This window comes from Streptomyces sp. NPDC027962 (genome assembly GCF_055566095.1).
This window is the reverse complement of sequence record NZ_JBVHTA010000013.1, coordinates 120,346-144,808: the sequence shown is the minus strand read 5'-3', so window position 1 is coordinate 144,808 and position 24,463 is coordinate 120,346. Positions and strand designations below refer to the sequence as shown.

General features: G+C 71.0%; 23 protein-coding genes, 7 tRNA genes and 1 pseudogene. 14 read left to right on the top strand and 17 right to left on the bottom strand.

Features of this window, described 5'->3' with window-relative positions:
- Positions 1-121: 121 nt before the first annotated feature.
- The 3 genes from thrS to ACZ4SA_RS15365 all read right to left on the bottom strand — a co-directional run bounded on the left by thrS (position 122) and on the right by ACZ4SA_RS15365 (position 4,011).
- Complete coding sequence (thrS, locus tag ACZ4SA_RS15375) at positions 122-2,095, bottom strand: threonine--tRNA ligase (RefSeq protein WP_468274191.1); 1,974 nt, start codon at positions 2,093-2,095, stop codon at positions 122-124.
- A 93-nt stretch (positions 2,096-2,188) separates the two neighbouring features.
- Positions 2,189-3,445: a hypothetical protein gene (locus ACZ4SA_RS15370; protein ID WP_468274189.1), complete on the bottom strand. Its 1,257-nt coding sequence runs from the start codon at positions 3,443-3,445 to the stop codon at positions 2,189-2,191.
- Complete coding sequence (locus tag ACZ4SA_RS15365) at positions 3,445-4,011, bottom strand: DUF4365 domain-containing protein (RefSeq protein WP_468274188.1); 567 nt, start codon at positions 4,009-4,011, stop codon at positions 3,445-3,447. Before ACZ4SA_RS15365 ends, ACZ4SA_RS15370 begins: the two co-directional genes overlap by 1 nt.
- Positions 4,012-4,132: 121 nt before the next feature.
- Between ACZ4SA_RS15365 and ACZ4SA_RS15360 the strand changes: the two genes are divergently transcribed.
- The gene (locus tag ACZ4SA_RS15360) at positions 4,133-4,858 is read left to right on the top strand and encodes an exonuclease domain-containing protein (RefSeq protein ID WP_468274186.1); all 726 of its coding nucleotides are present in this window, start codon (positions 4,133-4,135) and stop codon (positions 4,856-4,858) included.
- A 58-nt stretch (positions 4,859-4,916) separates the two neighbouring features.
- Here ACZ4SA_RS15360 and ACZ4SA_RS15355 read toward each other — a convergent pair.
- Both ACZ4SA_RS15355 and ACZ4SA_RS15350 read right to left on the bottom strand, forming a co-directional pair.
- Positions 4,917-4,988 (bottom strand) — tRNA-Val (locus ACZ4SA_RS15355).
- A 39-nt stretch (positions 4,989-5,027) separates the two neighbouring features.
- Entirely contained in the window at positions 5,028-5,492 is a 465-nt protein-coding gene (locus ACZ4SA_RS15350) for an SRPBCC family protein (protein ID WP_468274183.1), read from the bottom strand.
- 103 nt (positions 5,493-5,595) lie between these two features.
- Here ACZ4SA_RS15350 and ACZ4SA_RS15345 point away from each other — a divergent pair, with 103 nt between their 5' ends.
- A complete protein-coding gene (locus ACZ4SA_RS15345) occupies positions 5,596-8,055 on the top strand; it encodes an SCO7613 C-terminal domain-containing membrane protein (protein WP_468274180.1) in 2,460 nt (819 codons plus the stop codon).
- 59 nt (positions 8,056-8,114) lie between these two features.
- Here ACZ4SA_RS15345 and ACZ4SA_RS15340 read toward each other — a convergent pair.
- A tRNA-Val gene (locus tag ACZ4SA_RS15340) sits at positions 8,115-8,186 on the bottom strand.
- A gap of 54 nt (positions 8,187-8,240) precedes the next feature.
- Positions 8,241-8,729, bottom strand: a complete 489-nt coding sequence (locus ACZ4SA_RS15335; protein ID WP_468274178.1) for a TIGR02611 family protein — start codon at positions 8,727-8,729, stop codon at positions 8,241-8,243.
- A gap of 190 nt (positions 8,730-8,919) precedes the next feature.
- Here ACZ4SA_RS15335 and ACZ4SA_RS15330 point away from each other — a divergent pair, with 190 nt between their 5' ends.
- Positions 8,920-9,333, top strand: a complete 414-nt coding sequence (locus tag ACZ4SA_RS15330) for an SsgA family sporulation/cell division regulator (protein ID WP_003959770.1) — start codon at positions 8,920-8,922, stop codon at positions 9,331-9,333.
- A gap of 203 nt (positions 9,334-9,536) precedes the next feature.
- Positions 9,537-10,091: a CGNR zinc finger domain-containing protein gene (locus ACZ4SA_RS15325; RefSeq protein ID WP_468274176.1), complete on the top strand. Its 555-nt coding sequence runs from the start codon at positions 9,537-9,539 to the stop codon at positions 10,089-10,091.
- A gap of 26 nt (positions 10,092-10,117) precedes the next feature.
- Here the strand turns inward: ACZ4SA_RS15325 and ACZ4SA_RS15320 are convergent, their stop codons facing one another.
- Together ACZ4SA_RS15320 and ACZ4SA_RS15315 are read right to left on the bottom strand one after the other, a co-directional pair.
- The gene (locus ACZ4SA_RS15320) at positions 10,118-10,324 is read right to left on the bottom strand and encodes a hypothetical protein (protein WP_468274278.1); all 207 of its coding nucleotides are present in this window, start codon (positions 10,322-10,324) and stop codon (positions 10,118-10,120) included.
- 131 nt (positions 10,325-10,455) lie between these two features.
- A complete protein-coding gene (locus tag ACZ4SA_RS15315) occupies positions 10,456-10,908 on the bottom strand; it encodes a hypothetical protein (protein WP_468274274.1) in 453 nt (150 codons plus the stop codon).
- Between the two features lie 179 nt (positions 10,909-11,087).
- Here ACZ4SA_RS15315 and ACZ4SA_RS15310 point away from each other — a divergent pair, with 179 nt between their 5' ends.
- Positions 11,088-11,603 carry a DsbA family protein gene (locus ACZ4SA_RS15310; RefSeq protein WP_468274174.1) on the top strand — a complete coding sequence of 172 codons (516 nt, stop codon included), beginning with the start codon at positions 11,088-11,090 and terminating at the stop codon, positions 11,601-11,603.
- 12 nt (positions 11,604-11,615) lie between these two features.
- On the opposite strand, the gene ACZ4SA_RS15305 is transcribed toward ACZ4SA_RS15310, so the two are convergent.
- The 3 genes from ACZ4SA_RS15305 to ACZ4SA_RS15295 all read right to left on the bottom strand — a co-directional run bounded on the left by ACZ4SA_RS15305 (position 11,616) and on the right by ACZ4SA_RS15295 (position 14,406).
- Positions 11,616-12,455 (bottom strand): GNAT family N-acetyltransferase, encoded by an 840-nt coding sequence (locus ACZ4SA_RS15305; RefSeq protein ID WP_468274172.1) that lies wholly within the window; start codon positions 12,453-12,455, stop codon positions 11,616-11,618.
- Positions 12,456-12,517: 62 nt separating this feature from the next.
- Positions 12,518-13,348, bottom strand: coding sequence for an aminotransferase class IV (locus ACZ4SA_RS15300; RefSeq protein ID WP_468274271.1), 831 nt, complete (start codon positions 13,346-13,348; stop codon positions 12,518-12,520).
- A gap of 8 nt (positions 13,349-13,356) precedes the next feature.
- On the bottom strand, positions 13,357-14,406 hold the full coding sequence (locus tag ACZ4SA_RS15295; RefSeq protein WP_468274170.1) for a chorismate-binding protein: 1,050 nt from the start codon (positions 14,404-14,406) through the stop codon (positions 13,357-13,359).
- Positions 14,407-14,617: 211 nt separating this feature from the next.
- On the opposite strand from ACZ4SA_RS15295, the gene ACZ4SA_RS15290 reads away from it, so the two are divergent.
- From ACZ4SA_RS15290 to ACZ4SA_RS15270, 5 genes are all read left to right on the top strand, one after another.
- Positions 14,618-14,690, top strand: a tRNA-Gly gene (locus tag ACZ4SA_RS15290).
- A gap of 35 nt (positions 14,691-14,725) precedes the next feature.
- Positions 14,726-14,799, top strand: a tRNA-Cys gene (locus tag ACZ4SA_RS15285).
- Between the two features lies 1 nt (position 14,800).
- Positions 14,801-14,872: transfer RNA gene (locus ACZ4SA_RS15280), tRNA-Val, on the top strand.
- 20 nt (positions 14,873-14,892) lie between these two features.
- Positions 14,893-14,964: transfer RNA gene (locus ACZ4SA_RS15275), tRNA-Val, on the top strand.
- Between the two features lie 40 nt (positions 14,965-15,004).
- A tRNA-Val gene (locus ACZ4SA_RS15270) sits at positions 15,005-15,076 on the top strand.
- Between the two features lie 92 nt (positions 15,077-15,168).
- On the opposite strand, the gene ACZ4SA_RS15265 is transcribed toward ACZ4SA_RS15270, so the two are convergent.
- The 4 genes from ACZ4SA_RS15265 to ACZ4SA_RS15250 form a co-directional block, all read right to left on the bottom strand.
- Positions 15,169-15,465 (bottom strand): TFIIB-type zinc ribbon-containing protein, encoded by a 297-nt coding sequence (locus tag ACZ4SA_RS15265; RefSeq protein ID WP_468274167.1) that lies wholly within the window; start codon positions 15,463-15,465, stop codon positions 15,169-15,171.
- Positions 15,466-15,533: 68 nt separating this feature from the next.
- Entirely contained in the window at positions 15,534-16,529 is a 996-nt protein-coding gene (locus tag ACZ4SA_RS15260; RefSeq protein ID WP_468274164.1) for a phosphotransferase family protein, read from the bottom strand.
- A 152-nt stretch (positions 16,530-16,681) separates the two neighbouring features.
- Entirely contained in the window at positions 16,682-16,888 is a 207-nt protein-coding gene (locus tag ACZ4SA_RS15255) for a hypothetical protein (RefSeq protein ID WP_468274162.1), read from the bottom strand.
- A gap of 221 nt (positions 16,889-17,109) precedes the next feature.
- Positions 17,110-17,340 (bottom strand): hypothetical protein, encoded by a 231-nt coding sequence (locus tag ACZ4SA_RS15250; protein ID WP_468274161.1) that lies wholly within the window; start codon positions 17,338-17,340, stop codon positions 17,110-17,112.
- A gap of 229 nt (positions 17,341-17,569) precedes the next feature.
- Between ACZ4SA_RS15250 and ACZ4SA_RS15245 the strand changes: the two genes are divergently transcribed.
- Positions 17,570-18,736, top strand: a complete 1,167-nt coding sequence (locus tag ACZ4SA_RS15245; protein WP_468274159.1) for a protein kinase domain-containing protein — start codon at positions 17,570-17,572, stop codon at positions 18,734-18,736.
- A 27-nt stretch (positions 18,737-18,763) separates the two neighbouring features.
- On the opposite strand, the pseudogene tnpA reads toward ACZ4SA_RS15245, so the two are convergent.
- Positions 18,764-19,279 (bottom strand): annotated as a pseudogene (tnpA, locus tag ACZ4SA_RS15240) (IS200/IS605 family transposase).
- A 735-nt stretch (positions 19,280-20,014) separates the two neighbouring features.
- On the opposite strand from tnpA, the gene ACZ4SA_RS15235 reads away from it, so the two are divergent.
- The 3 genes from ACZ4SA_RS15235 to ACZ4SA_RS15225 all read left to right on the top strand — a co-directional run bounded on the left by ACZ4SA_RS15235 (position 20,015) and on the right by ACZ4SA_RS15225 (position 24,278).
- Positions 20,015-22,810 (top strand): ATP-binding SpoIIE family protein phosphatase, encoded by a 2,796-nt coding sequence (locus ACZ4SA_RS15235; RefSeq protein WP_468274157.1) that lies wholly within the window; start codon positions 20,015-20,017, stop codon positions 22,808-22,810.
- Between the two features lie 51 nt (positions 22,811-22,861).
- A complete protein-coding gene (locus ACZ4SA_RS15230) occupies positions 22,862-23,623 on the top strand; it encodes a DeoR/GlpR family DNA-binding transcription regulator (protein ID WP_468274155.1) in 762 nt (253 codons plus the stop codon).
- 472 nt (positions 23,624-24,095) lie between these two features.
- Complete coding sequence (locus ACZ4SA_RS15225) at positions 24,096-24,278, top strand: hypothetical protein (RefSeq protein WP_468274153.1); 183 nt, start codon at positions 24,096-24,098, stop codon at positions 24,276-24,278.
- Positions 24,279-24,463 lie beyond the last annotated feature (185 nt).

Here is a 24,463-nt window from a genome sequence, read left to right as displayed (position 1 = left end):
GAGGGGCGGCCCCGGGGAAGGGGCCGCCCCTCGCTCATCCCCGCGGAGGCGGGGAGCAAGGCACCTTGATCTTGTGCTGTTTCCGGATCCTGGGACCATCCCCGCTCACGCGGGGACCACGTCACACCTGCACGCGACGCTCGACCACATCAACGAGTTTGGCAAGCGCCTCGTCACGGGGAACCCCGTTCTCCTGCGAGCCGTCGCGGTAGCGGAAGGAGACCGTGCCGGCGTTCATGTCGTCGTCGCCGACGATGATCATGAACGGGACCTTCTGCCGCTGCTGGTTCCTGATCTTCTTCTGCATGCGGTCCGAGGACGAGTCCACCTCGACCCGCAGGCCCTTCTTCTTCGCCTCCGCGGCGAACTCCTGCAGGTACTCGACGTGCGCGTCACCGATCGGGATGCCCACCGCCTGCACCGGCGCCAGCCACGGCGGCATCGCACCCGCGTAGTGCTCCAGCAGCACCGCGAAGAACCGCTCGATGCTTCCGAACAGCGCGCGGTGGATCATCACCGGACGGTGCTTGGTGCCGTCCGGGCCGGTGTACTCGAGGTCGAAGCGCTCGGGCAGGTTGAAGTCGAGCTGCACGGTCGACATCTGCCAGGTGCGGCCGATCGCGTCCTTGGCCTGGACGGAGATCTTCGGGCCGTAGAAGGCGGCGCCGCCCGGGTCCGGGACCAGCGGCAGGCCCTGCTTCTCGGCCACCTGCCGCAGGGTCTCGGTGGCCTCCTCCCAGGCCTCGTCCGAGCCGACGAACTTGGTCTCGTCCTTGGTGGACAGCTCCAGGTAGAAGTCGGTCAGACCGTAGTCGCGCAGCAGGTTCAGCACGAAGGTCAGCGTCGAGTCGAGCTCGTCCGCCATCTGCTCCTTGGTGCAGTAGATGTGCGCGTCGTCCTGCGTGAAGCCGCGGGCACGGGTCAGGCCGTGCACGACGCCCGACTTCTCGTACCGGTACACGGTCCCGAACTCGAAGAGACGCAGGGGCAGTTCACGGTAGGACCGGCCCCGCGCGTCGAAGATCAGGTTGTGCATCGGGCAGTTCATGGGCTTGAGGTAGTAGTCCACGCCCTCGTCGAGCTGCATGGGCGGGTACATGCCCTCGGCGTACCAGTCCAGGTGACCCGAGGTCTCGAAGAGCTTCCCCTTCGTGGCGTGGGGGCTGTAGACGAACTCGTAGCCCTCCTCCTCGTGGCGCTTGCGCGAGTAGTCCTCCATGACCCGGCGGATGATGCCGCCCCGGGGGTGGAAGACCGCGAGGCCGGAGCCGATCTGTTCGGGGATGGAGAACAGGTCGAGCTCGTTGCCCAGCTTGCGGTGGTCGCGCTTCTCGGCCTCGGCGAGGAAGTCGAGGTGCGCCTTCAGCTCGTCCTTCGACGGCCATGCGGTGCCGTAGATGCGCTGGAGCATCGGGTTCTTCTCGCTGCCGCGCCAGTACGCGGCGGCGTTGCGCATCAGCTTGAACGCCGGGATGTTCCGGGTGGTGGGCAGGTGCGGGCCACGGCAGAGGTCCCGCCAGCACAGCTCGCCCGTCTTGGCGTCCAGGTTGTCGTAGATGGTCAGCTCGCCCGAGCCGACCTCCACGTCCGCGCCGTCCTCGCTCGAGGCCGAGCCCTTGAGGCCGATGAGCTCCAGCTTGTACGGCTCGTTTGCGAGCTCCTCGCGCGCGGCTTCGTCGGTGACGACGCGGCGCGAGAAGCGCTGGCCGCGCTTCTGGATCTCCTGCATTCGCTTCTCGATGGCCTTGAGGTCATCGGGGTGGAAGGGCTTCTCGACGTCGAAGTCGTAGTAGAAGCCGTCCTTGACCGGCGGGCCGATGCCGAGCTTCGCCTCGGGGAAGAGCTCCTGCACGGCCTGGGCCATGACGTGCGCGGTGGAGTGGCGCAGGATGCCCAGGCCGTCCTCGGAGGAGATCTCGACGGGCTCGACCTCGTCGCCGTCCTTCAGCTCGTACGCCAGGTCTTTGAGCTCGCCGGCCACTCGCGCGGCGACGACGGTGCGCTCGGGGAAGAGGTCGGCGGCCGTAGTGCCCGTCGTCACCACGCGCTCTTCCCGCTCGGAATCGCGTTGGATGATCACACGGACGTCTGACACCGGTCTCTCCTGACTGAAGGCGGATGCGTACCCGATTCGTGGTGTGTACGCACCCGGAATCGTACCGAGCCGGAGGGGCCACTTGCGAAACGGTCAAGGAGCCGGGGCGGGGCCCTGTCCGTCCTCCTCCTGCTCGCCCGCCTCCTCGAAGAAGTCCAGGTTCTCCTGGAGCGACTTCATCAGCCGGTCCCGCTCCGCCTCGTCCACGGCCACCGGCACCACGCCGGACGCGTCGGTGAGCCGCCGGAAGCCGCCCCGGCTCTCCAGCCGTCCGGCCACCCGGATCGGCAGTCCGGACAGGTGCGCATGGCCGGCCGTGCGGTACGCGTCCTCGTCCATCGCCACCCGGACGTGGGGGACGTCCGCGCCGGACAGGACCCGCAGCCGTACGGTGCCGGATCCGCGCGCTCCCGAGCGCCTCATCCGCACGACGGCGCCAGTGATACGTACAGGTACGGACGGCTCGTCCTGGAGGTAGCGGGCGCCCGCAGCGCGCAGAGCCGGGAGATCGCCCGGCGAGAACTCGACCGGTTCCATGCGTGCCGCACATCCCTGCGGCACCCCGGCGGCGGGCGACCACGCGAGCGCGATCCGGGCGCCCTCGCAGCCCCGTACCAGGGCGATGACGGCCTCGGTCAGCTCCCGGCTCACCCCGGCGTGGACCGCCGCGTCGAAGGCCTCCATCCCGCCGGTCGCGCGCTGGTAGTCGATGGCCTCCCGCGCCGCCTGAAGCGCGTGGCAGAGCCGTACCGCGAGGGCCCGTCCGGACTGGACGGGTACAAACGCGGTCAGGGTCCGGCCGCCCGGCGCGGGCCCGACGAGGACGCCTTCAAGGAGGGCCTGGGCCTGCCTGCGGTGCCGGGCGCCGTAGTAGCCGGCACGGCCCCGGGCGGCGAGCGCCCCCGCCAGCAGCATCTGCCGGGCGGCGGAGCGGAGCTGCTCCTGCACGGTCCACGGCGCCGTACCCGACGGACCCGACAGGGGCGTGTCGCGCCACCAGCGGATCTCGTCGCTGGGGACGGTGAGCCCCACGAGGACGTCCCTGGCGGACGGTGCGGCGCTGCGGACGAGGGCGGTGATCGCCTCGCCGAGCAGGTCCTCGCAGTCGGGGAAGGCCTTGCTCTCGGGCACGAGCAGGCTGGTGCCGCCGGTGGCGGGCCCTGGCGGGGTCCAGCGGGTGTAGCGGCCGGCGGCGCCGCCGCGGCGGCGCCAGCCGTGCCGGTCCAGCAGCGCACCGAGGACGACGGGGTCGACGTCGGCCGGGTCAGGTTCCGCCGATCCCAGCCAGGGACCAGAAGGCTCCTCGGTGCCCGGATGTGGGCGCACGTGGTCGTCGAAGGGCCGGTGCATCAGGGTCTCCCTCCCGCCCCGACACGCGTCATGATCTCGCAGAGCGCTCGGTCGTCGAAGATCCGCGAGGTCGGGATGCGCACGGTGGTCCTGCGCCTGCCGGTCACGGGTTGGCCGGCCAGGTTGGTCCAGTAGCAGCAGTGCCGCAGGTCGAGCCGGTCGTGACTGGCGCGCAGCCACTCGTCCTGCGTTCTGGGGACGAGCATCACGACAAGGATCTTGTGCACGGAGACCGGGGTGCGGGCGAGCTTCACCAGATGGTCGTTGTCGAGGGTGAAGGAGAATGCGGGCCCCGGCGGGTGCGGCGGGATCTGGTACGTGCACTTGAGCTGCACCTTGATGGTCACTTCGTCGTCGACCGTGTGTCCGGCCGAGCTGTGGCTGACATGCCAGTCGATGCCGTTGTCGGGAAACGGCTGGGAGAGCGAACACCCCGCCGCGGCCGCGACGGCATGCAGATAGCCCACCTGGAGCGTCTCCATACAGGCGGTGGTCGCGAGTGCTCCGCGCAGCGGGGCCGTCCGCTGGGGTAGCAGCCCTCCCGGCTCGGGCTGGGCGAGCGCCATGGCAATTTCCTTCCCCGTCACCTGTGTTGTCACCGGCCCGCGTACGGTGCAAACAGCCCGGGTATCACCGATTCGGGCAGGGGTTGTCGCCATCTGCCGCTTACGTGCGAGGAGTTCGGGGATGACGCACTGGTATGACGGCCCTCTGGCCGCATTTGACACAGAGACAACCGGAGTGGACGTAGAGGAGGACCGGATCGTGTCGGCGGCGGTCGTGGTCCAGGACGCGCCCGGCGGGCGGCCGAGGATCACCCGCTGGCTGGTGAATCCGGGGGTGCCCGTGCCGCCGGGAGCCGTCGAGGTCCACGGGCTGACCGACGACCATCTGCAGCGCAACGGCCGTTGGCCGGCGCCGGTGATGGAGGAGATAGCCAGGTTGCTGGCCGAGCAGTGCGCTGCCGCCCGCCCGCTGGTGGTGATGAACGCGCCGTTCGATCTGACTCTGCTGGACCGGGAGTTGAGGCGCCACCGCGCCTCGTCACTGAGCCGCTATCTGGACCGTTCGCCGCTGTGCGTGCTGGATCCGCGAGTGCTGGACAAGCATCTCGACCGCTACCGCAAGGGCCGGCGGACACTCGCCGACCTGTGCGTGCAGTACGAGGTGGTGCTGGACGGCGCCCATGACGCGGCGGCGGACGCGCTGGCGGCGCTCGAGGTCGTCCGAGCGGTCGGCCGGCGTTTCGCGGCGCGGATGGAGCGCCTCTCACCGGCGGAGCTGCACACGCTGCAGGCGGTGTGGCACGCGGCACAGGCGCGGGGGCTGCAGGCGTGGTTCGCGCGCAGCGGGACTCCGGAGGCTGTCGACCCGGCGTGGCCGCTGCGTCCGGACCTGCCGGCCGCGGCCTGAGTGCGGTCGGCGGGAATGAGCAAGGCCGGTCCGTCGATGACGGACCGGCCTCTCCCGGTGGGCGATACTGGGTTCGAACCAGTGACCTCTTCGGTGTGAACGAAGCGCTCTCCCACTGAGCTAATCGCCCGGGAACGCACTGAACCATACAGTGCGCTGCGGGCTTCCTTCAAACCGCGGGTTTCCTTCGAACTCCTTCCAGGTACGCTTCGAGCCCTCGCCGCCCGGCACGCATCATCAGCGCGTGGTTGGCGCGAAAGAGCGGCCGGCAGGGGACGGCCAGCCTTCTCATAAGAGGCCGGCGCACCACCACCTCCTGCTCGTAGAGCGCGAGGGTGCCGCGGCCGCCTGCCCGGACCGTCCATCGCGACCAGCCCTCGAGATCGCCCGACATGTCCATCTCCAGCACACCGGCCGCCGGGTCGCGGCGCCGGCCGCCGGCGGTGATGCGAAGGTCGTACGGCAGGACGGAGCGCAGGCGTGCCGTGCCCGACTCCCCGTCGACGGTGGCCACCTCGCGCACCTGCGGCCACCACAGGGGATAGTCCTCGGCCTTGGACAGCACTTCGTACACCGTTCCCGGCGCGGCAGGCAGATCCCAGATGGTGCGGAAGCGGTAGTGGCTCCAGTCCATGGGCCCAGTCTGCGCCCCTCGGACGGCCCTTGGAGGGGTACTCACACGGAACTGAGTATCCGCGCCCATGCCGCGGGCCGTGGCGGGGACCACACTTCCGGCCATGGACAACGTGCCACCACCGGCCGAGGAGCTGGGGATACTCGACCGCGAACTGCGGCAACTGGACGCCCGGCGGACGCAGTTGCTGGCCCGCAGGGCCTGGCTGCTCGCTGCGCTGCAACCACATGCCGCCCCGTCTGCGCCGCCGCCGGCCGGGTTCGGCCCTCCTTTCCCCGCTCCGGCCGGGTTCGGCCGGCCTTTCCCCGCCCCGGCCGGGCCGGACACCTCCCCGCCCGGCGTGCAGAACCTGCTGCTGACGCTCGGCGGCATCCTGCTGACCGTCGCGGCAATCGCCTTCACTCTGGTCAGTTGGGGCGCCATGGGCATCGGCGGCCGCTCCGCCGTGCTCGCCGCCGTGACGGTGGCGGCTCTCGGCACCCCGTACGCGCTGCTGCGCCGCGGGCTCGTCGCGACGGCCGAGTCGGTGGCCGTGCTGGGCCTGGTCCTGATGGTGCTCGACGTGTACGCCCTGCACCGCGCTGCGCTGCCGGAGACCGACCGGCTCATTTACGCGGCCTTCGCCTCGGCCGCGCTCGCCGCACTGTGGTCCGTGTACGGCCTGTCCCTGCCGCGCCTCCACACACCGCTGCCCGCGGCCGTGGTGGCCGCCCAGCTCCCGCTGCCGTTCTTGGCCCTAACCGCCGGCGCCGGCGCACCGCCCATGGAGTGGGCGCTGCTGCTGACCGCCGCGCTGGACGTCGCGGTCGTGGTGTGGACGCGGCCGGTCCCGGTGAGGGTCACCGCAGGCGTCGTCGCGGCGATGACGGGCGGCGGGGCGCTGCTGGTCGGCGGCTTCCGGTCGCTGGCGGCCGACTCCCCGTCGGCCGCCGCGAACCCGGCGGTGCTGCTGGTCGCGGCGGCGGCCGTCGCTCTGTTCGCGGCGTGGCGTGTCCCCGCTGCCGCCGGCGTCTCGGCAGTGGCGGGTCTCGCGGCGGTGGCTGGTGTCGGGGGCGTGGCCCGCGCGGCGGTTCCGGGCGGTTGGGCCGTCATCGGTTACCTGCTGTGCGGGACCGCGCTGTTGGCTGCCGTACGGGCTCCGGTGCCGCGGCGCCTGCTGCCGGGTCTGGCGGGCGCGTCAGGCCTGGTTCACGCGGCGTCGGCCCTGACGGCCCTGCCGTTGTCGGTTCTGGCGCTGGCGGGCCCGGTGACGGCATTGACGGACGTCTGGTCCGGTACGTCCCCGCTGCCGGATCCGGACTCCACGGCGACGACTCTGCTCCCGGCGCCTCTCGCTCTTCTGATCACCGCGACGGTCCTCGCGACGGCCGTCCGCCACCGGGGCGCGCCCTCCCCCGGCTCCCGGCCGCCGTCCGCGAGCGGAGGGTGGCCGGTGCGAACCGACCGGCTGCGCACTGCCGCCCGCTGCGGTGCCGTCGTGCTGGTGTGGGCGGCGCTCGTCGCCGTGCCGGTCGTGTTCGGCTTCGCTCACTCCGCCGCCGTCGTCTGGCAGCTGGCGCCGACCCTGGGCCTGCTCGGCGCCGCCGCGTCGCGACAGCCCGGTGCCCGGACGTCGACCGCTCTGGCGTGCGCGCTCACCGGATCGGTGAGCGTGGCGATGCTTTCGCTCGCGACCCGCCCCGCGACCTTCACCGTCCTCGGTGTGCTGGTGGCAGCCCTCGCAGTGGCCGCAGTACGGACCCGTGGCCCGCTGCAGGCCCTGCTCGCCTGCACCGCGACGATCTACGCGACGGCCTTCGCCGGAGCCGCCGCCGCGGCCCTCGAGCTACCCGCGCACAGGGCCGCGCCGCTGCTCCTCGCCGTCCCGGCGCTCACGGCGCTCCTCGGCGCCCGGCTGCGGCGCCACCCGGCAGCCCTCCCCATCGAGATCACCGGCACGACGGCCGGCCTCGTCGCGCTGCCGCTCGCGGCGGGCCACCTGCCCACGCTCGCCCTGGTCCTCGCGCTGTGCGGTGTCATCGCCGCAGGCACGGCCGTGCGGGCCGAGCGGCGCCCCGTCGCCGGGTATCTGGCGGTCGTGCTGTTCGTCCTGGCGACGTGGGTGCGGCTGGCCGCCTCGGACATCGCGTCGCCGGAGGCCTACTCGCTGCCCGTCACGGTTGCCGCGCTGGCGGTCGGTGTGCTGCGCCGCCGCAAGGACCCGCAGGCCTCGTCCTGGACGGCGTACGGGCCGGGCCTGGCGGCGACGCTCGTGCCGAGCCTCGTCGCCGCGTGGGGCGACGCGCACTGGCTGCGCCCGCTGCTGCTGGGGCTCGCGGCGCTCGCCGTCACGCTCGCCGGCGCCAGGCTGCGGCTGCAGGCGCTGCTGGTGCTCGGCGGCGCGGTCCTGGCCCTGGACGCTCTGCACGAGCTCGCCCCCTATGTGGTGCAGGTCGTCGGCGCCCTGCCCCGCTGGCTGCCGCCGGCCCTGGTCGGTCTGCTGCTCCTCGCCGTGGGGGCGACCTACGAGCAGCGTCTGCGGGACGCCCGCAAGCTGCGGGAAAGCCTCAGCCGCATGCGGTGACGGGGTGGAAACCCCGCAGGCCCCGGAGACGTGTCGGTCTCCGGGGCCTGCGGTCCGGGTGGGCGATACTGGGTTCGAACCAGTGACCTCTTCGGTGTGAACGAAGCGCTCTCCCACTGAGCTAATCGCCCGGGCGCAGCGCAAACATTACCGCATGTCAGCGGGTTCTCAGGACCACTTCGGCGTCACTCGTCGATCTTCCACGGCATGGTGAGCCCGAACTTCCAGAGGTAGATACCGACCAGCACCGTGATGATCACAAGGCCGATCGTGGTGAGGATGATGTTCCGGCGTCGCACCTTCGGGTCGAGCGCCCGCTGGGCGGCCTCGGTGACCTTGCGCTTGGTCCAGCGCAGCACCAGCTGGGCCCAGACGAACTCCGTCGCCCAGATCGCCATACCGCCGAAGATCACGACCCAGCCCGGTCCGGGCAGCACCAGCATCGAGACACCGGCGCCGACGACGGCGAAGCCGACGATGAAGACCCCGACCTGCCAGCTCACATGCAGTGTCCTGGACCGCTTGATGAAGTGCGGCGCCCTCGAGCCGAGCGCCGGTTCCTCCTTCGCCCCTTCCGGGAGCGGCTCGGCCGCTCCGTCCGTCACGTCCCCCGTCGCGGGGCGGGCCGTCGTCGCCGCGACGGCCTCTTCCCGCTCGTCACTCTCCGCGTTCATAAATCCAAACCTACCGGATTGAACGCGATCACCGGAATGGCCGTATAGCGCAAAGTAATACACCGCCGTACGAGCGACCTGAACGACCCCAAAACGGTCAGAGGGGTTTACAACGGCACCGTAGGTGGCATGTCGATTTCGCCGACGTGCGAATCCCCGAGCGCACACTGAGCGAAAGGCCCTGGCGCTTATGAACACCACGGTCAGCTGCGAGCTGCACCTGCGCCTCGTTGTATCGAGCGAGTCATCACTGCCTGTACCCGCGGGCCTGCGGTATGACACGGCCGATCCTTATGCCGTGCACGCCACCTTCCACACCGGAGCCGAGGAGACGGTCGAGTGGGTATTCGCCCGCGATCTTCTCGCCGAGGGTCTGCACCGGCCCACCGGCACGGGCGACGTACGAGTCTGGCCGTCCCGCAGCCACGGTCAGGGCGTCGTCTGCATCGCGCTGAGCTCCCCGGAGGGCGAAGCCCTGCTCGAGGCCCCGGCGCGGGCCCTGGAGTCGTTCCTCAAGCGGACGGACGCCGCGGTGCCACCCGGCACCGAGCATCGACACTTCGATCTCGATACGGAGCTGTCGCACATTCTGGCCGAAAGCTGAGCCGAAGTCCGGCCGGCGGAAAACTGCACGGCGCCGTCCGACTCGGGGAGACGGCGCCGCGCGGACAACCACATATGGCGATCACGGGCGCCGTCGTCGCGGAATCCACCGCGGCGACGACGCCCGTGCTCTCTCGACACGAACCGATAGAGTTCAGCGCAATTCGGCGGGCACCGGCCCGCATCCGGCCAGGGAGCGAATTCGTGCTGATCCCCCACGACACCCGTATCGCCCTCGACACCGTCGTCGATCTGGTGAACACCGCACCTGAGGGCGATCGGGACGACGGACTGACGGACGTCGAGGCGCTGTACGACTTCGTGCGGAGCCACGACGTCAGCGGTGTCGGGGATCTGACCCAGCGGGACCTCAAGGCGGTGCACGGCGTGCGTGCGCTGTTCGCGTCGGTGTTCGCGGCGCCCGACAGCAGGACCGCCGCCGAGGTGATCAACCGCCTGGTGGCCGCGGCGGGTACGACGCCGCAGCTCACGGACCACGACGGCTACGACTGGCATGTGCACTACTTCGCGCCGGGCGCTTCGGTCGCCGACCACCTGGCGGCGGACTGCGGGATGGCGCTGGCCTTCATCGTCGTCGCGGGCGAACAGGAACGGCTGCGGCGCTGCGAGGCGCCGGACTGTGGGCGCGCGTTCGTGGACCTGTCACGCAACCGCTCCCGCCGCTACTGCGACAGCCGTACGTGCGGCAACCGCCTGCACGTCGCCGCGTACCGGGCGCGCCGCAAGGCCGCGGGCTGACCTGAGCGTGCTGCCTCACCGCGGCGTCACAGCCAGAAGAGGTCATGCACGGCGGCCATCAGCAGCAGGACACCGATCACCCCGAGGAAGATCATCAGGGGCGGCTGGGAGAGCGCGAAAAGACATCCGCGCGGCTCCTGGGTCGGTACGGGGGGCTGCCCCCGGGAGGTATCGAGCATCTCGGGGGTGATGATGACGCAGCCCGCATCCCGGTGATCGACCAACACACCCACCGGGCAGGGTCGTTCATCACATCCCGTGCCACGGATCGGTGCGGGGACGCCGGAGCCCGGCCCGGTGCCGGGACGCCAGAGCCCGGTGCGGGGACGCCGGAGCCCGGCCCGGGGTCGGGGTCGGGGTCGGGTCAGATGCCGTGCTTCTTGAGGATCGCCTCGATGTCGCTGAAGTCGTCGTCCGTGCCGGCTGCCTTCGGGCGGCCGGCTTTCGGGTCGGCGGCGGCCGTCGGTCCGGACCGGCCGAGCGAGGGCCGGGACGCGGTGGGCTCGACCGCCTCGCGCCGGGCGGCAGCGGCAGCGGCCTTGCGCTCCTTGCGGCTCGTGCCCGTACGCCGCTCCACGGCCCGTGTCGTCATGAACAGCAGCCACGCGCCGCCGAGGAGCCCGAAGCCGACCCAGGCGGTCGGGCTGAAGGCCGTGCCGGCCACCCAGGCGACCGCGCCGGTCAGCACCAGGCCGAGCGGCACGAGGGAGTAGGCGGCGACACGCGCCGCCGTGAGGAAGCGCCTGCGGTAGGCCGTGATCGCGGCGATGCCCAGGCCCGCCGCGGACACCGCGGAACAAATGGTCTCGGCCAGCATCCGGTCCTCCAGGGCATAGCGCGGTACGAACGGTGTGTCCCCTCCATCCTGCACCGCCCCGCCCGGTCCGGGCCATGGTGCGATGCCCCCGCCCGGAACATCTGGGGGAGATCTCCGGGGTCCTCTCCTACCCGGGTCCCGGTCGGGGCGCGGGGCGCCCGGGCTGGGAGACTGGCCGCATGAGCGACTCCACGACCGGCTCCCCCGTCGTCCTCGACGTCTGGTGCGAGCTCCAGTGCCCCGACTGCCGCAGCGCCCTGCGCGCCCTGCGCGCCCTGCGCGCCCGCTACGGCGACCGGCTCGAGCTGCGGCTGCGGCACTTCCCCCTCGACAAGCACAAGCAGGCCTTCGCCGCCGCGCAGGCCGCCGAGGAGGCCGCCGTGCAGGGCAAGGACTGGGCGTACGTGGAGGCCGTCCTGGCGCGCACCGAGGATCTGGCGGCGAAGGGCGAGCCGTTCCTGCTGGAGGTGGCTCGCGAACTGGGCCTGGACGCCGAGGAGTTCGACACCGCGCTGATCGACGGACGGCACATCCTGATCGTCGACGCCGACCATGCGGAGGGCAAGGCGATCGGCGTGACCGGCACACCGACGTACGTCATCGACGGGCAGCGGCTCGACGGCGGCAAGAGCCAGGAGGGGCTGCGGGCCCGGATCGAGGAGATCGCGGACCGGCTGCTCGCCGGGCAGGAGTGAGCCAGGGCAGGGCTACAGGAGCCGTTTGACGAAGTTGCGGTGGGTGGTGCGGTAGCCGAGGGACTCGTAGAGGGCGAGTGCGGGGGTGTTGCCCTCGAAGACGTGCAGGGCGATCCGCGGGTGGCCGGTCCGTGCCGCGATCCGCTCGGCGAGCAGCATCAGGGCGCGTCCGTAGCCCCGGCCGCGGTGGTCCGGTGCGACCTCGACGTCGAAGACGTACGCACCCTGTCGGCCGGGGCGCACCTCGGTCTCCGATACCCAGACATGACCGACCACGGTGTTCTCGGTGAGCAGGCAGTGGATGTGGGTGCCGGGAGTCGCGCGGCCGTCGGGGAGGAGCCGCACGTGGACCGCCTCGGAGCGGGCGAGGGCCTCCGCCTCGGGCACACCGCGGGAGATCCAGTCCTGGGCGAACTGCTGCACCGCGTGCGATCGCCAGTGGTCGAACTCCTCCTCCGCCATGGGCCGGCTGCCGACCCCGTCGGGCAGGGACAGCCGGGGGCCGAGGGGCTCCTTGAGCATGTTGCGGCCCCGCTCGGTGTAGCCGAGCGCGGCGGCCATGCGCAGCGCGCGGGCCGCGTCGGCCGGGATGGAGGCACGTACCTCCGTGCAGTTCCAGCCGCGCAGCACCTCTTCGGCCGCGAGGGCGGCGACGGTGCCGCGGCCACGTCCGCGGTCCGCGTCGTCGATGCGCAGTGACCGTACCTGGCCGACCGGGCGGCCGGCGCCGGGGTCCGTGGCGAGTTCGACCGCCCCGACGGGCCTGCCGTTGACGCAGACGTCGTAGGTGCGTGCGGTGGCGCCGGTGTCGTCGCGCTGAATCGGCCCGGTGGGCCGCAGGGTTGTGGTCATCGAGGAGTTTCTACCTGCCCCGCGGCTGTCCGACACCAGGTTTTTCGACGGCCCCGGGTCGTTTACAGGGACTTGGGGTCGCGGTCCGCCGCCGCACGCTCCTCGAAGACGCGCATCGCCTTCGTGGTCACGGGCCCCGGCGCCCCGGGGGTGTCACGGCCGTCGACGCGCCGCACCGCCTGGACGTCGCGGAGCGTGGAGGTCAGGAAGATCTCCTCCGCGCTGTGAAGCACGTCCATGGGCAGGTCCGTTTCCTTGGCGCCCGTCCACTCGACGGTCAGCGCGCGGGTGATGCCGGCGAGGCACCCGGAGGAGACCGGCGGGGTGTGCAGTTCGCCGTCGAGGACGACGAAGACGTTGGAGCCGGTGCCTTCGCAGAGCTGCCCGACCGTGTTGGCGAACAGGGCTTCGGAGGCGCCCCGGTCGTGCGCCCTCGCGAGCGCCACCACGTTCTCCGCGTACGAGGTCGTCTTCAGCCCGGTCAGCGCACCGCGTTCGTTGCGGGTCCAGGGAACGGTGACCACCGCGGTGGCGTCGGGGCGTCGGACGCTCTCGCCCACGGCGACGACGAGCGTCGGGCCGTCGGTGCCGCGGTCGGAGCCCAGGGGCGAGAGCCCGCCGGTGTAGGTGATGCGCAGCCGTCCGAGCGGCATCGGGTTGGCGGCCAGTACGGCGGTGCAGGCGTGGCGCACCTCGTCGAGGTCGGGTTCGGTGAGCCCGAGGCCTCTGGCCGAGCGGGCCAGCCGTTCCAGGTGGCGGGTGAGGGCGAAGGGCTCCCCGTCCACCGCCTTCACGGTCTCGAAGATGCCGTCGCCCACGGTCATTCCGTGGTCGAGCACGGAGACCCGGGCGTCCTCCAGGTCCGTGAGCGCGCCGTTGACCCAAACCTTCATGGCGACCTTCATCGAGTTGTCCTTCCACTTGCCGCGTACGCGCCCGACGCTACCGCCAGCAGCCGGGATGCCTTCAGTTCCGTCTCGGCCCACTCGCGTTCCGGGTCGGAGCCCCAGGTGATTCCGGCGCCGGTGCCGAAGCGCAGGGTGCTGTCCGTACGGTCGATCCAGAAGGTGCGTATGCCGACCGCCAGCTCCGCCGTGCCCCGGTCGGCGTCGACCCAGCCGATACCGCCGCAGTACGGTCCGCGAGGTGCGGTCTCGAGAGCCTTGATGATGTTCAGCGCGCTGGACTTGGGGGCGCCCGTGACGGATCCCGGCGGGAAGGTGGCCGCGAGCAGCTCGCGCCATCCCGCTCCCGGCGCGAGGGTGCCGCGCACGGTGGAGACCAGGTGCACCAGGCCGGGATGGGGCTCGATCGCGCAGAGGGCGGGGACGGTGACGCTGCCGGCGGCGCAGACGCGACCCAGATCGTTACGGACGAGGTCCACGATCATGACGTTCTCCGCGTGGTCCTTCTCCAGCAGGTCGTCGGCGGTACGGCCCGTCCCCTTGATCGGACCCGACTCGACGGTGTCCGCATCGCGGCGCAGATACAGCTCGGGCGAGGCCGTGGCGATCTCCACGCCGTGCGCGGGCAGCCGGATCGTTCCTGCGTAGGGCGCCGGGTTGCCTCGCGCCAGCAGGGCAGTCAGCTCGTCGACGTCCGCCGCGGCCGGGTCGGGCAGCGGTGCGGACAGGACTCGGCACAGATTGGCCTGGTAGACCTCGCCCGCCGCGATGTGCTCGCGGATACGCCGCACGCCGGCGGTGTAGCCGGCGCGGTCCAGCGAGCTCGTCCAGTCCTCCGCGGCCGGCCCCCGCCACCGCCCGGGCACGGGCTCCGGGACCGGCTCGCTCCGGACGTCCCCGAAGCGGGCACACGTCAGCCGGCCCTCGAAGTCTGCCGCGACGGCCCAGAAGCCGGTGGAGTCGAGGGCTGCGGGGTCGCTGGTGACATCCCGGAGGCCGGTGGCGACAAGGGAACCGAAGCGGGCCAGAGGAGCAAGGTCATGCACGTTGTTGAGTCTATGACCGGCAGGGATGAGGTGCGGACGAGCGTCCGGTGAGCCGTCGGCGGGCTGCGGGTGAACCGCCGGTGGGCCGCTGCCCGGCTGCCACGGAGCGAACACACGTCGGCAAGCTGCACAAACGCGTTTTTGTACTGGCCCGGGAATCCGCTAGAGTTCAACTCGTCGCCGGGACGCGCAAGCGGATCGGAACCGACAAGCGGACGTGGCTCAGTTGGTAGAGCATCACCTTGCCAAGGTGAGGGTCGCGAGTTCGAATCTCGTCGTCCGCTCGAGAAGGGGGATCTTCCCGAACCCCTGCACTCCGGGTGGAGTGGCCGAGAGGCGAGGCAACGGCCTGCAAAGCCGTCTACACGGGTTCAAATCCCGTCTCCACCTCCAAGGACGATTAGCTCAGCGGGAGAGCGCTTCCCTGACACGGAAGAGGTCACTGGTTCAATCCCAGTATCGTCCACTGGATCCGCGAGGATTCGAGCGCGATTAGCTCAGCGGGAGAGCGCTTCCCTGACACGGAAGAGGTCACTGGTTCAATCCCAGTATCGCGCACGCAGTACGCAGTAACCCGTTACACATAGCAGGTCACCCTGCGCGATTAGCTCAGCGGGAGAGCGCTTCCCTGACACGGAAGAGGTCACTGGTTCAATCCCAGTATCGCGCACCGTCCGAAGCCCCCGGTCGTATCGACGACCGGGGGCTTCGTCGTCCACCCGCCGCTCAAGAACTCACGACGGGGAACGCACGACGCCGGACTCACGAAGAGAAGAGCATCCGCCCGAAGCTGCGCTGGCGGTGGTGCCCGTGGTGGCCGCCGTGGTGACCGCCGTGCTGCGGTGCGCCCCACGCCGGCGCCGCGGGAGCAGGCGCGGCCGGGTAGCCCTGGACCGGCGGCGCGGGCGGCGCCTGCTGGGTCCACTGCGACTCGAGACGGGTCAGGGACTCCAGCTCCCCGTAGTCAAGAAATATGCCCCGGCAGCCGCTGCACTGCTCGATCTGGACGCCATTGCGGTTGTACGTGTGCATCGCTGCATGGCATTTGGGACACTGCATCGTCGGCTCAGCTCCTCGCCGTTCGGTCGACATCGCCGGAATGCATGCCCGGCGACGAGAACTTCACCCTACGACGGAGCCGCGGCTTCCAACTCGGGTGGCAGTGTCCCGATTCGGGTACAGGCGTCGATCACCGCCTGCTCCACCTCGTCCGGTTGACGCTGCTCCGACGCAGCCCTCGCCAGCGCGAGCGCGGCCGTCTGAACAGTCAGCGCCCGCGCCGGAACGTCCAGTTGAGGCCAGGGGTCACCGGCCGCCGGGACCGCCGGACCGTGTGCGGCGGTGTACGCCCCGAGGAAGCGCTGCCAGACCTCCGGCGGCAGCAGCCCGGCCGCGAACCAGGCAGCCGGGCGGGCGAGGTCCCACGCGGGATCGCCGACACCGAGATCGTCGACGTCGATCAGCAGCCAGGGGCCGTCCGGCACCGGGTGACGTACGAGCTGGCCCAGATGCAGGTCGCCGTGGCACACGGCGTCCCGGCGCGGGGAGAGTGCCTCGCCGCGCGCCCAGGCGGGCAGCCGCGCCCACGCGCGCCGGACGTCGGGCGCAGCCCGGTGGTCCCCTGCGGCCGCCTCCATGCGGGCCATCGCAGCGGCGGCCTTCACCGTGCCGCGATGGTCCGGGAGCGGACCGGGGAGGCGCGCCGGCTCGAGGCGGTGCAGACGCGCCAGCAGGACGGCGGCGTCCTCCCAGGGGGCGGCGTCCGGGTCCGCCGGGTCGATGGGCGTGCCGTAGGGCCACGCCGTGACGGGCCGGTCCTGCGGCGCGGCGACGGTCCCGCGCGGGAGCGGCAGTGGCGGCAGCAGGATCCCGGCAAAGGCCGGGTGGGCGGCCAGGGCGAGGCGGGCGCGGTGGGCGAGGCGGTCGGTGTCGGGGGCGTGGGCCTTGGCGACGGCGGCGCCGTGACGGACGACGATGCCGTCGGGGCGGTCGGCGAGTGTCTCGCCGCAGTGTGAACCGGGGACGTCGTGGGTGGCGCAGGCTCGGCAGGAGGCACGGGGGACGGTGAGGTGGGCGGCGTCGCGGGCGACGTCGGCCAGGGCACGTACGACTGGACCGGTCACCGGTGGAGCGTATCCCGGGTCCGCAATGCGCGATGGCCGGTCAGCTCCCCAGCTGACCGGCCAAACGCTGCCGTCCGCCGCACCCCCGTCCCCACGGGGCTGTTGGCCGGATGTCCCCGACCCGGACCGCTCTTCCGGGCCCGGGGCGCCTTTCAGCGCCCCAGCATCACGCCCACGGACGACGCCTGTGTGACCACCGCATCCCAGCCGCCGAAGACGACCACGAGCAGTGCCGCGAGGGGAAGGACCATGGCCGTCGCCACCAGCGGGTGCCGGGTGCCGGACGGACGGGCGCCGAACGCGGCGGAAGCCCTGCGTCCCTGCGCGCGGATCATCGTCCGCGATGCCGTGTCCGCCATGGTCCTTCTCCTGTCGTGATTGGCAGCGGCGGGTGTCTGACCTCGGGGGACGAGTGCTGCACCCGCCGCTTGACATCAACATTAGGGAAGCGGAGGGGTCCGGGCGTCATGCCCTCGTACCGATTGGCGGGCCTCCCGGAGGATGAGCCGTCACCCCCCGGCGTACTCCCCAGGGTGGAGACGCCGCTTCCGGAGTTGGGGTCTTCCCTGAGGGGGCGCGGTCAGTCGGTGGCATCCTCGCGCGGGATCGGCTGCTCGACCAGGGCCAGTACGCGATTGGCCATGAACCGGGCCGTGCGGACGACGGTCCCGGTGCGAGTGACTTCGCTCACTTCGACCACCCCCCTGCGCACCGCCGTCTCGACCCTGCGGCCCGCCCTGCTTGCCACCACTTCGTACGTACGGGTCGTGTCCCCCGCATCCACGACGATCTCCACGCGGTCACCCTTCATCGATCCAATCCCCCTTCTGCGACAAGGCGTTGACATCTCGAACGGACGGAGCTGGATCCGGCCTCCGCTGACCACTCCTCAAGTGTCCTATCGGGCACTGACAATCGATCGGCTCACGAGGGCGCGGCCTATGAGCGCACCGGCGCGGCGGTACGTAAGCTGTGCCACGTCAAAAGCGGACGACCGGGCAGCGGGGTGGGGCCTTTCCCACCGTAGGTAGGGGACGGACATGGCGATGATGCGGCTCCGGCGCGAGGACCCGCGTGTCGTCGGCTCGTTCAGGCTGCACCGGCGGCTCGGCGCGGGCGGCATGGGCGTCGTGTACCTGGGGTCGGACCGGCGGGGCCAGCGGGTCGCGCTGAAGGTGATCCGGCCGGACCTGGCGGAGGATCAGGAGTTCCGATCGCGGTTCGCGCGCGAGGTGTCCGCCGCGCGTCGGATCCGCGGCGGCTGCACGGCCCGGCTGGTGGCCGCGGACCTGGAGGCCGACCGGCCTTGGTTCGCCACCCAGTACGTCCCCGGCCCCTCACTGCACGACAAGGTGGCGGAGGAGGGCCCGCTGCGGGCGGCCGACGTGGCCGCGATCGGCGCGGCGCTGTCGGAAGGTCTCGTCGCGGTCCACGAGGCCGGTGTGGTGCACCGCGACGTGAAGCCGTCGAACATTCTGCTGTCGCCCAAGGGGCCTCGGATCATCGACTTCGGCATCGCCTGGGCGACCGGCGCGAGCACGCTGACCCATGTGGGCACGGCCGTGGGGTCGCCCGGGTTCCTGGCTCCCGAGCAGGTGCGCGGTGCCGTGGTCACGCCGGCCACGGACGTCTTCGCGCTGGGTGCCACGCTGGCCTATGCGGCGGCGGGCGACTCACCGTTCGGACACGGCAGTTCCGAGGTGATGCTGTACCGGGTGGTGCACGAGGAGCCGCAGCTGCACGAGGTGCACGACGCGCTGGCCCCGCTGGTTTCCGCCTGTCTGGCGAAGGATCCGGAGGAGCGTCCCAGCACCCTGCAACTGTCCATGCGGCTCAAGGAGATCGCAGCCAGGGAGGCCCAGGGGCTGCACGACGCACGGCCGCCGGCGCAGCGGGAGCGGGTGGAGCTGGACCGTGCCACCGCGCGCTACCCGCAGCACATGGAGCGTACCGAGCGCATGGAGCGGCGTACGGGTGGCTCGACGAGGCCGCAGGCGCCCTCCCGTACCGGCGGCGGGTCCCGGCCTGCGCAACCGCGCAACACGGGCCGTACGAACGGCCGGCAGGGCGGTACGCGGCCGGGCGCGAGGACGACGTCGACGGGGCGGCGACCGGCCAATCCGCGGCTGCTGCGTCAGCGGATCACCGTATTCTTCGTGGTGACGCTGATCGTGGCGCTGGGCATCGCGGCGGCCCAGAAGCTGTAGCCTCTATCAGCTGTACGGGGAGGCCGGCTACCGGGGGCGGCCGGTCGCGACCGCGTAGAAGGCGACCGCGGCCGCGGCGCCCACGTTGAGCGAGTCGACGCCGTGTGCCATGGGGATGCGGACCCACTCGTCGGCGGCCATCAGCGCCTTGGTGGACAGCCCGTCGCCCTCCGCGCCGAGCATGAGCGCTACGCGCTCCAGGCGGTGCGGGGCCGCCTCTTCGATGGAGGCGGCCTTCTCGTCGGGGGTGAGGGCGAGCAGCCTGAAGCTTCCGTGCATGACGGCGCGGTTGATCCGGCCGGTGGACTCCTGCCGTATCCGGCGAGCGGAGACGCCCTTGAGGCTGTTGACCAGCTTCGAGACGGCGACCTTTGGGCGGGCAGTGCACCAGGAGGTGGACGTGATCGCGTTCGCCGTTGAACTCCTTCGGTTCCCCTTCGAAGTCCTCGCACACCTTGCGCCTGATCTCTTCGCAGCGCGTCAGCATCTCGTCGTTGAACACCCCGCCCGGTACTTCGTCACGAAGACCAAGGGCACATGCATTGCCGAAACAACATGTCCGCCACGCCGCCGGACGGGCGGAGACGCTAAACGCCTGTGGAGCGCCGGTAAGACGGGCACACGTGCCCGCGCAGCGCGGTGAAGCAGGAAGCCCCCGGAAGGGTCAGACGCGCCAAGCCGGAATCCCTGGATTCCAGGCCAGGGAGCACGTCAAGGGAAGTGGCATGCGGCATCATCTGCCTCCGCCGACTCCGCACCTCATGCTGAAACAATCTGTTGGTCGATTTCCCCGGCGGCAGACGAGAATCGTCGCTGCCACCTCCTGCCCGACTGGCATCGCCCACCCGCACATGGCTGCCGAGGCTCTGGAGTAGGCCGCCATCCACGCCGGGCACCAGATCACGGTGGAGACGCAGGGCGCGACGGGCGCACTCCCGCTGACGGCCGAGCAGGTGGCCGCCGCGGGCCCGAGGCCGCCGCTCGCTGGATGCGCCGCGCGGTGCACCTCTGGCCAGGCCTGCGAGGCAGCGCAATCCAGCCATCGGAGTATCGTGAAATCGGGTACGAGGGCGAGCGGAATCATGGTCGCCGAGCCGGGTCCGCTGCCCTCAGGCGAAGGGCATCACATGCCGAGTCCTGGCGCCCAGGACGTTTCTCCTGCGCATTCGGAGTTCTCGGCGGGATCGCCCGCCCGATCCACAGGTCATTCTCGCTCACAGTCCCAGAGAGTGAGCCGAGCCCGTTCAGGCTCCTCGTCCGGGGAAGGAAGTGATCCCGGTGGCGGACATCTGGGGCGACCGTGATGTCGTAGCCCGCAGCCGTGAGCGGGTGCTGGCCGGCGAGCGGGCCGTGACAAGCCTGAGGATCCCGGTCCTGCGTTCATGGCGGCGCTGCCAGTCCCTGGCACTCACACCGGATGTGATCGCACCCCCCTACCAGTCGGATCTCGCCCCGGAAGCCCACCTCTTCCAGGCTGCCGTGCCCGTGCTCGAGCGACTGGAATCCGAGGTGGCGGGCACCCGCGTGGGCGTGGTTCTCGCCGACCGACACGGAGTGGTCCTCCGCTGCCGGGCCGGGGAGAAAGCCCTCTACAAGCACCTCGAAGCGGTTCGTCTCACACCCGGTTTCAACTACTCCGAGCAATACGTCGGCACCCACGGTATCGGCACGACGCTCGAGGAGCGGCGGGCTTTCCACGCCTTCGGCGCCGAACACTTCGCCGACTGCCTGCAGCCGTTCATGTCATCGGGCGCCCCCGTACGGGACGCCCTCAGCGGGCGCCTCGAAGGCGTCGTTGCTCTCACGTGCTGGTGCTCCGATGCGGATCCGGCCATGGCGGCCATGGCCCGAGAGGCAGCCGAAGCCATCGAGCGGCGGCTACTGGCGCAGCGCACGGAGCGGGAGCGCGGCCTGTTCCAGGAGGTTCTCCAGGTCCCGCGCCACCTACAAGGAGAAATGGCCGATGTGGAACAGAGCCTCGCGCGCTCGCAGGACGCGAGCCTCACCGACAGTGACAGGCACGTTCTGCGGGAAAGGGCCACAGAACTGATCTCCGCGGCCCGCACCGCTACGGTGCGCGTGCCGCTGTCCGGAGGCCGGCTCGCCACACTCGTGTGCCGACCGGTGGCGGGTTCCGCAGGCGAGGACGGTGTGGCAGTCAGGGTCAGCCTCCCCGGGGAGGTATCGCCGCATCACGAGGCGACTGCTGCTTCCGAATCGTGTCACTTCACCGACGCCGCGCCGAGCGACACGCAAACCGCGGCACCTCCGGCGGAGGGCGAGCCAGAGCCTGAGGGCACGCAGGAGGCCGCGGAGACGGATGCTCCTGTCGACTGGTTGCTGTCAGTTGGGCACCCGGAGGTGGGACGGCTCGCGATGGCCGCGCGGGAGCGTCTGGGACTTCTGTACGACGCGGGTGTGCGCATAGGCAGCACGTTGGACGTCACGCGCACCTCAGAGGAGTTGGCTGAGCTCGTCGTCCCGCGGTTCGCCGACTTCGTCACGATCGATCTGCTGGAGCCCGTGCTGCATGGAGACGAACCTCTCACCCCTGACGTCCCACTGCAACGGGCGGCGTTCGGCGCCCGGCGCGCCGACTCGCCGCTGGACCCGGTGGGCGGGCGGGTCAGCTTCGCCTCCTCCGCGCCGCAGGCCCGATCCTTCGCCGACGGACAGGCCATCCTGGAACCGGACTTGAACGCCGTCCCCGAATGGCTGGCCCAGGATCCCGATCGCGTCCGGAAGGTCCTGGAGTACGGTATCCGCTCCCTGATCACCGTCCCGCTCTGCACACGCGGGGTGGTCCTCGGCCTGGTCAGCTTCTACCGCTGCCAGGAGTCCAGGCCCTTCGAAGAGGACGACCTGCACCTGGCCGAGGAGCTCATCGCCCGCGTCGCCATGTACATCGACAACGCCCGCCGCTTCACCCGCGAGCAGACCATCGCCCTCACCCTGCAGCACAGCCTGCTGCCGGGCGTCCTCCCAGAGCAGACCGCGGTCGAAGTCGCCCATCGCTACATTCCCGCCCAGGCCGGCGTGGGCGGCGTGGGCGGCGACTGGTTCGACATCATCCCACTGCCCGGAACGCGCGTCGCCCTGGTCGTCGGCGACGTCGTCGGCCACGGCCTTCATGCTGCCGTCACCATGGGCCGCCTGCGTACCGCGGTACACAACTTCGCCGCCCTGGACCTGTCCCCCGACGAGCTCCTCGGACGCCTCGACGACTTGGTCATCGCTCTCGACCAGGAGGAGGCCGCGCACCCCGGCGGAGGCGACATCATTGGCGCCACCTGCCTGTACGCCATCTACGACCCGGTCTCCCAGCGCTGCGCGGTGGCCCGCGCGGGCCATCCCCTGCCCGCGGTGGTCCACCCCGACGGCGCCGTGCGCCTCCCGGATCTCCCCTCCGGCCCTCCCCTCGGCCTGGGCGGCCTGCCCTTCGAATCCGCCGAACTGCACCTGCCCGAAGGCAGCCAGCTCGTCCTCTACACGGACGGGCTCATCGCAGACCGCGACTGGGATGCCGACTACGGCCTCGAACAGCTGCAGTGCGCCCTGTCGCATCCCGACCGGCCCCCCGAACAGACCTGTGAGGCGATCCTGCAAGCCTTGCCCGGCCCCCGGTCCAGTGACGACGTGGTCCTGCTGGTCGCCCGCACCCACGCCCTGCCGGCCGAGCACATCGCGAACTGGGATGTGCCCGACGACCCGTCCGCGGTCTCCGGCGTACGCGCAGCCGCCGTCCGGAAGCTGACCGAATGGGGCCTGGACGCATGCGCCTTCACCACGGAACTCCTGCTCAGTGAGCTGGTCACCAACGCCATCCGGCACGCCAGCGGCCCCATTCAGGTACGACTGCTCCGCGACCGCGCTCTGATCTGCGAGGTCTCCGACGCCAGCAGCACCTCCCCTCACTTGCGCCGTGCCGCCGAAACCGACGAGGGCGGACGCGGTCTGTTCCTCATCGCCCAGCTCGCTCAGCGGTGGGGCGCTCGCTACACCCCCCGAGGCAAAGTCATCTGGACCGAACAGCCCCTGTGCCCAGCACCCTCTCTCGGACGGCCCTCCCGGTGACTCGCCCCACCGAGTGCACTCAGAAGGGCCACGACAGCAAGAGGTGATCACATGCAGGCCGAGGAACGCCAGCGAGAGATCGTCGCTCTGGCTCGCCGGGAAGGGCACGCGAGCGTAGAACGGCTGGCTGCGGCGTTCTCAGAGACACGGGAGACGATCTGGCAGGACCTGGCCCTGTTGGAACGCCAGGGCCTGATGCGGCGGGTACAAGGTGGGGCCATCCCGCTCAGGCGGCTCGGCTTCGAACCGGACCTGCCCACCCGTGGCGGGTCCATGGAGGAAGAGAAGAAGAGGATCGCCCAGGCCGCGTTGGACGAGGTGCCCGCCGACGGGGCGATCCTGCTCGACTCCGGGTCAACCACCTCACACCTTGCCGAACTGCTGCCCCTCAACTGTGAGCTGACGGTGATCACCAACAGCCTGCCGATCGCCCAGCTGCTCGCAGGGCATCCTCATCTCACGGTCATCACCCTGGGGGGCCGGGTACGAGCCCGCACACTTGCGGAAGTCGACGTGATAGCCATCCGCACCCTGAGCACGTTCCTCATCGACGTGTCCTTCCTGGCGACCAACGGAGTCTCGGTCGAACACGGCCTGACCACCCCGGACCTGGCCGAAGCGGAGGTCAAACGGACGATGTGCCAGCGAGCGCGGCGGCGGGTGCTGCTCACCGACAGCAGCAAGATCGGGAACGACACCTTCTGCCGATTCGCCGACCTCCGCGACTTCGACGTCGTGGTCACCGACACCGCGATGGAGGAAGAGGTCGCGGCGGATTTCGCCGCGATGGGGCCACGCGTCGTGCGCGTGTAAGGCAATGCCGACGAGGCGCGGGTGGCCCCGGCTTCGATGCACGGGCGCACTGAGGTGCTACGGCTCTTGGGCAGCGGGGGTGCTGACAGTGTACGTGCCATATGCCGCATCCACGCCGGCCACCGGCCCCAAGGGCGATCAGAGACGAGCGGCATCGAAGACCAGCCTCCACCGCCTCGTGCGCCGCCACCACGGAGGACGCCCCAGCCGACCTGCACCCCGCCCGGCCGGCCCGCGCGGCCTTCGTCCAGCAGACCGCCCGCGGATCTGATGGAGGGGCACGCCCCGCGCGTGGTCGCCGACCTGGGCGCCCACTGGCGTGCCCGCGCCGACCACGACCGCCCAGCCCGGGGAATGGTGCGTGCCACCGCCTACCTGACGGCCAAACAAGCCCTGCCCCAACTACCACATCCCCCTCGCCCTGGGCTGGCCGATCGCCACCGGCGTCGTCGAAGGGTCGTGTCGCTACCTCGTGAAAGACCGCCTCGATGTGACCGGGGCGAGATGGAGCCTGGACGGCGCCGAAGCCGTCCTCCTCCTGCGCGCGGTCATCGCCAACGGCGGCTTCGACGCCTGCTGTCGATTCCATGTCGATCGCGAGGACCGGCACACCCACACCGCCCGCTTACGGCAGAACTTCGACCTCACAGCGTGATCGTCAAGAAAGCAAGGTCACTCGAGACGAAACGCACCCAGGCTGACGGCCGTCCGGTCGTCTCGCAGGCCGGTACGGTCCTGCTGGTGGAGACGGCCCGCAGGATCGGTCTTGACCAGGAGAGGGGGCCGAAGTCACCGCAGGCCGATCCCGGCTGCGGGACGCTCTGTTGGGCGGGCGGTTGG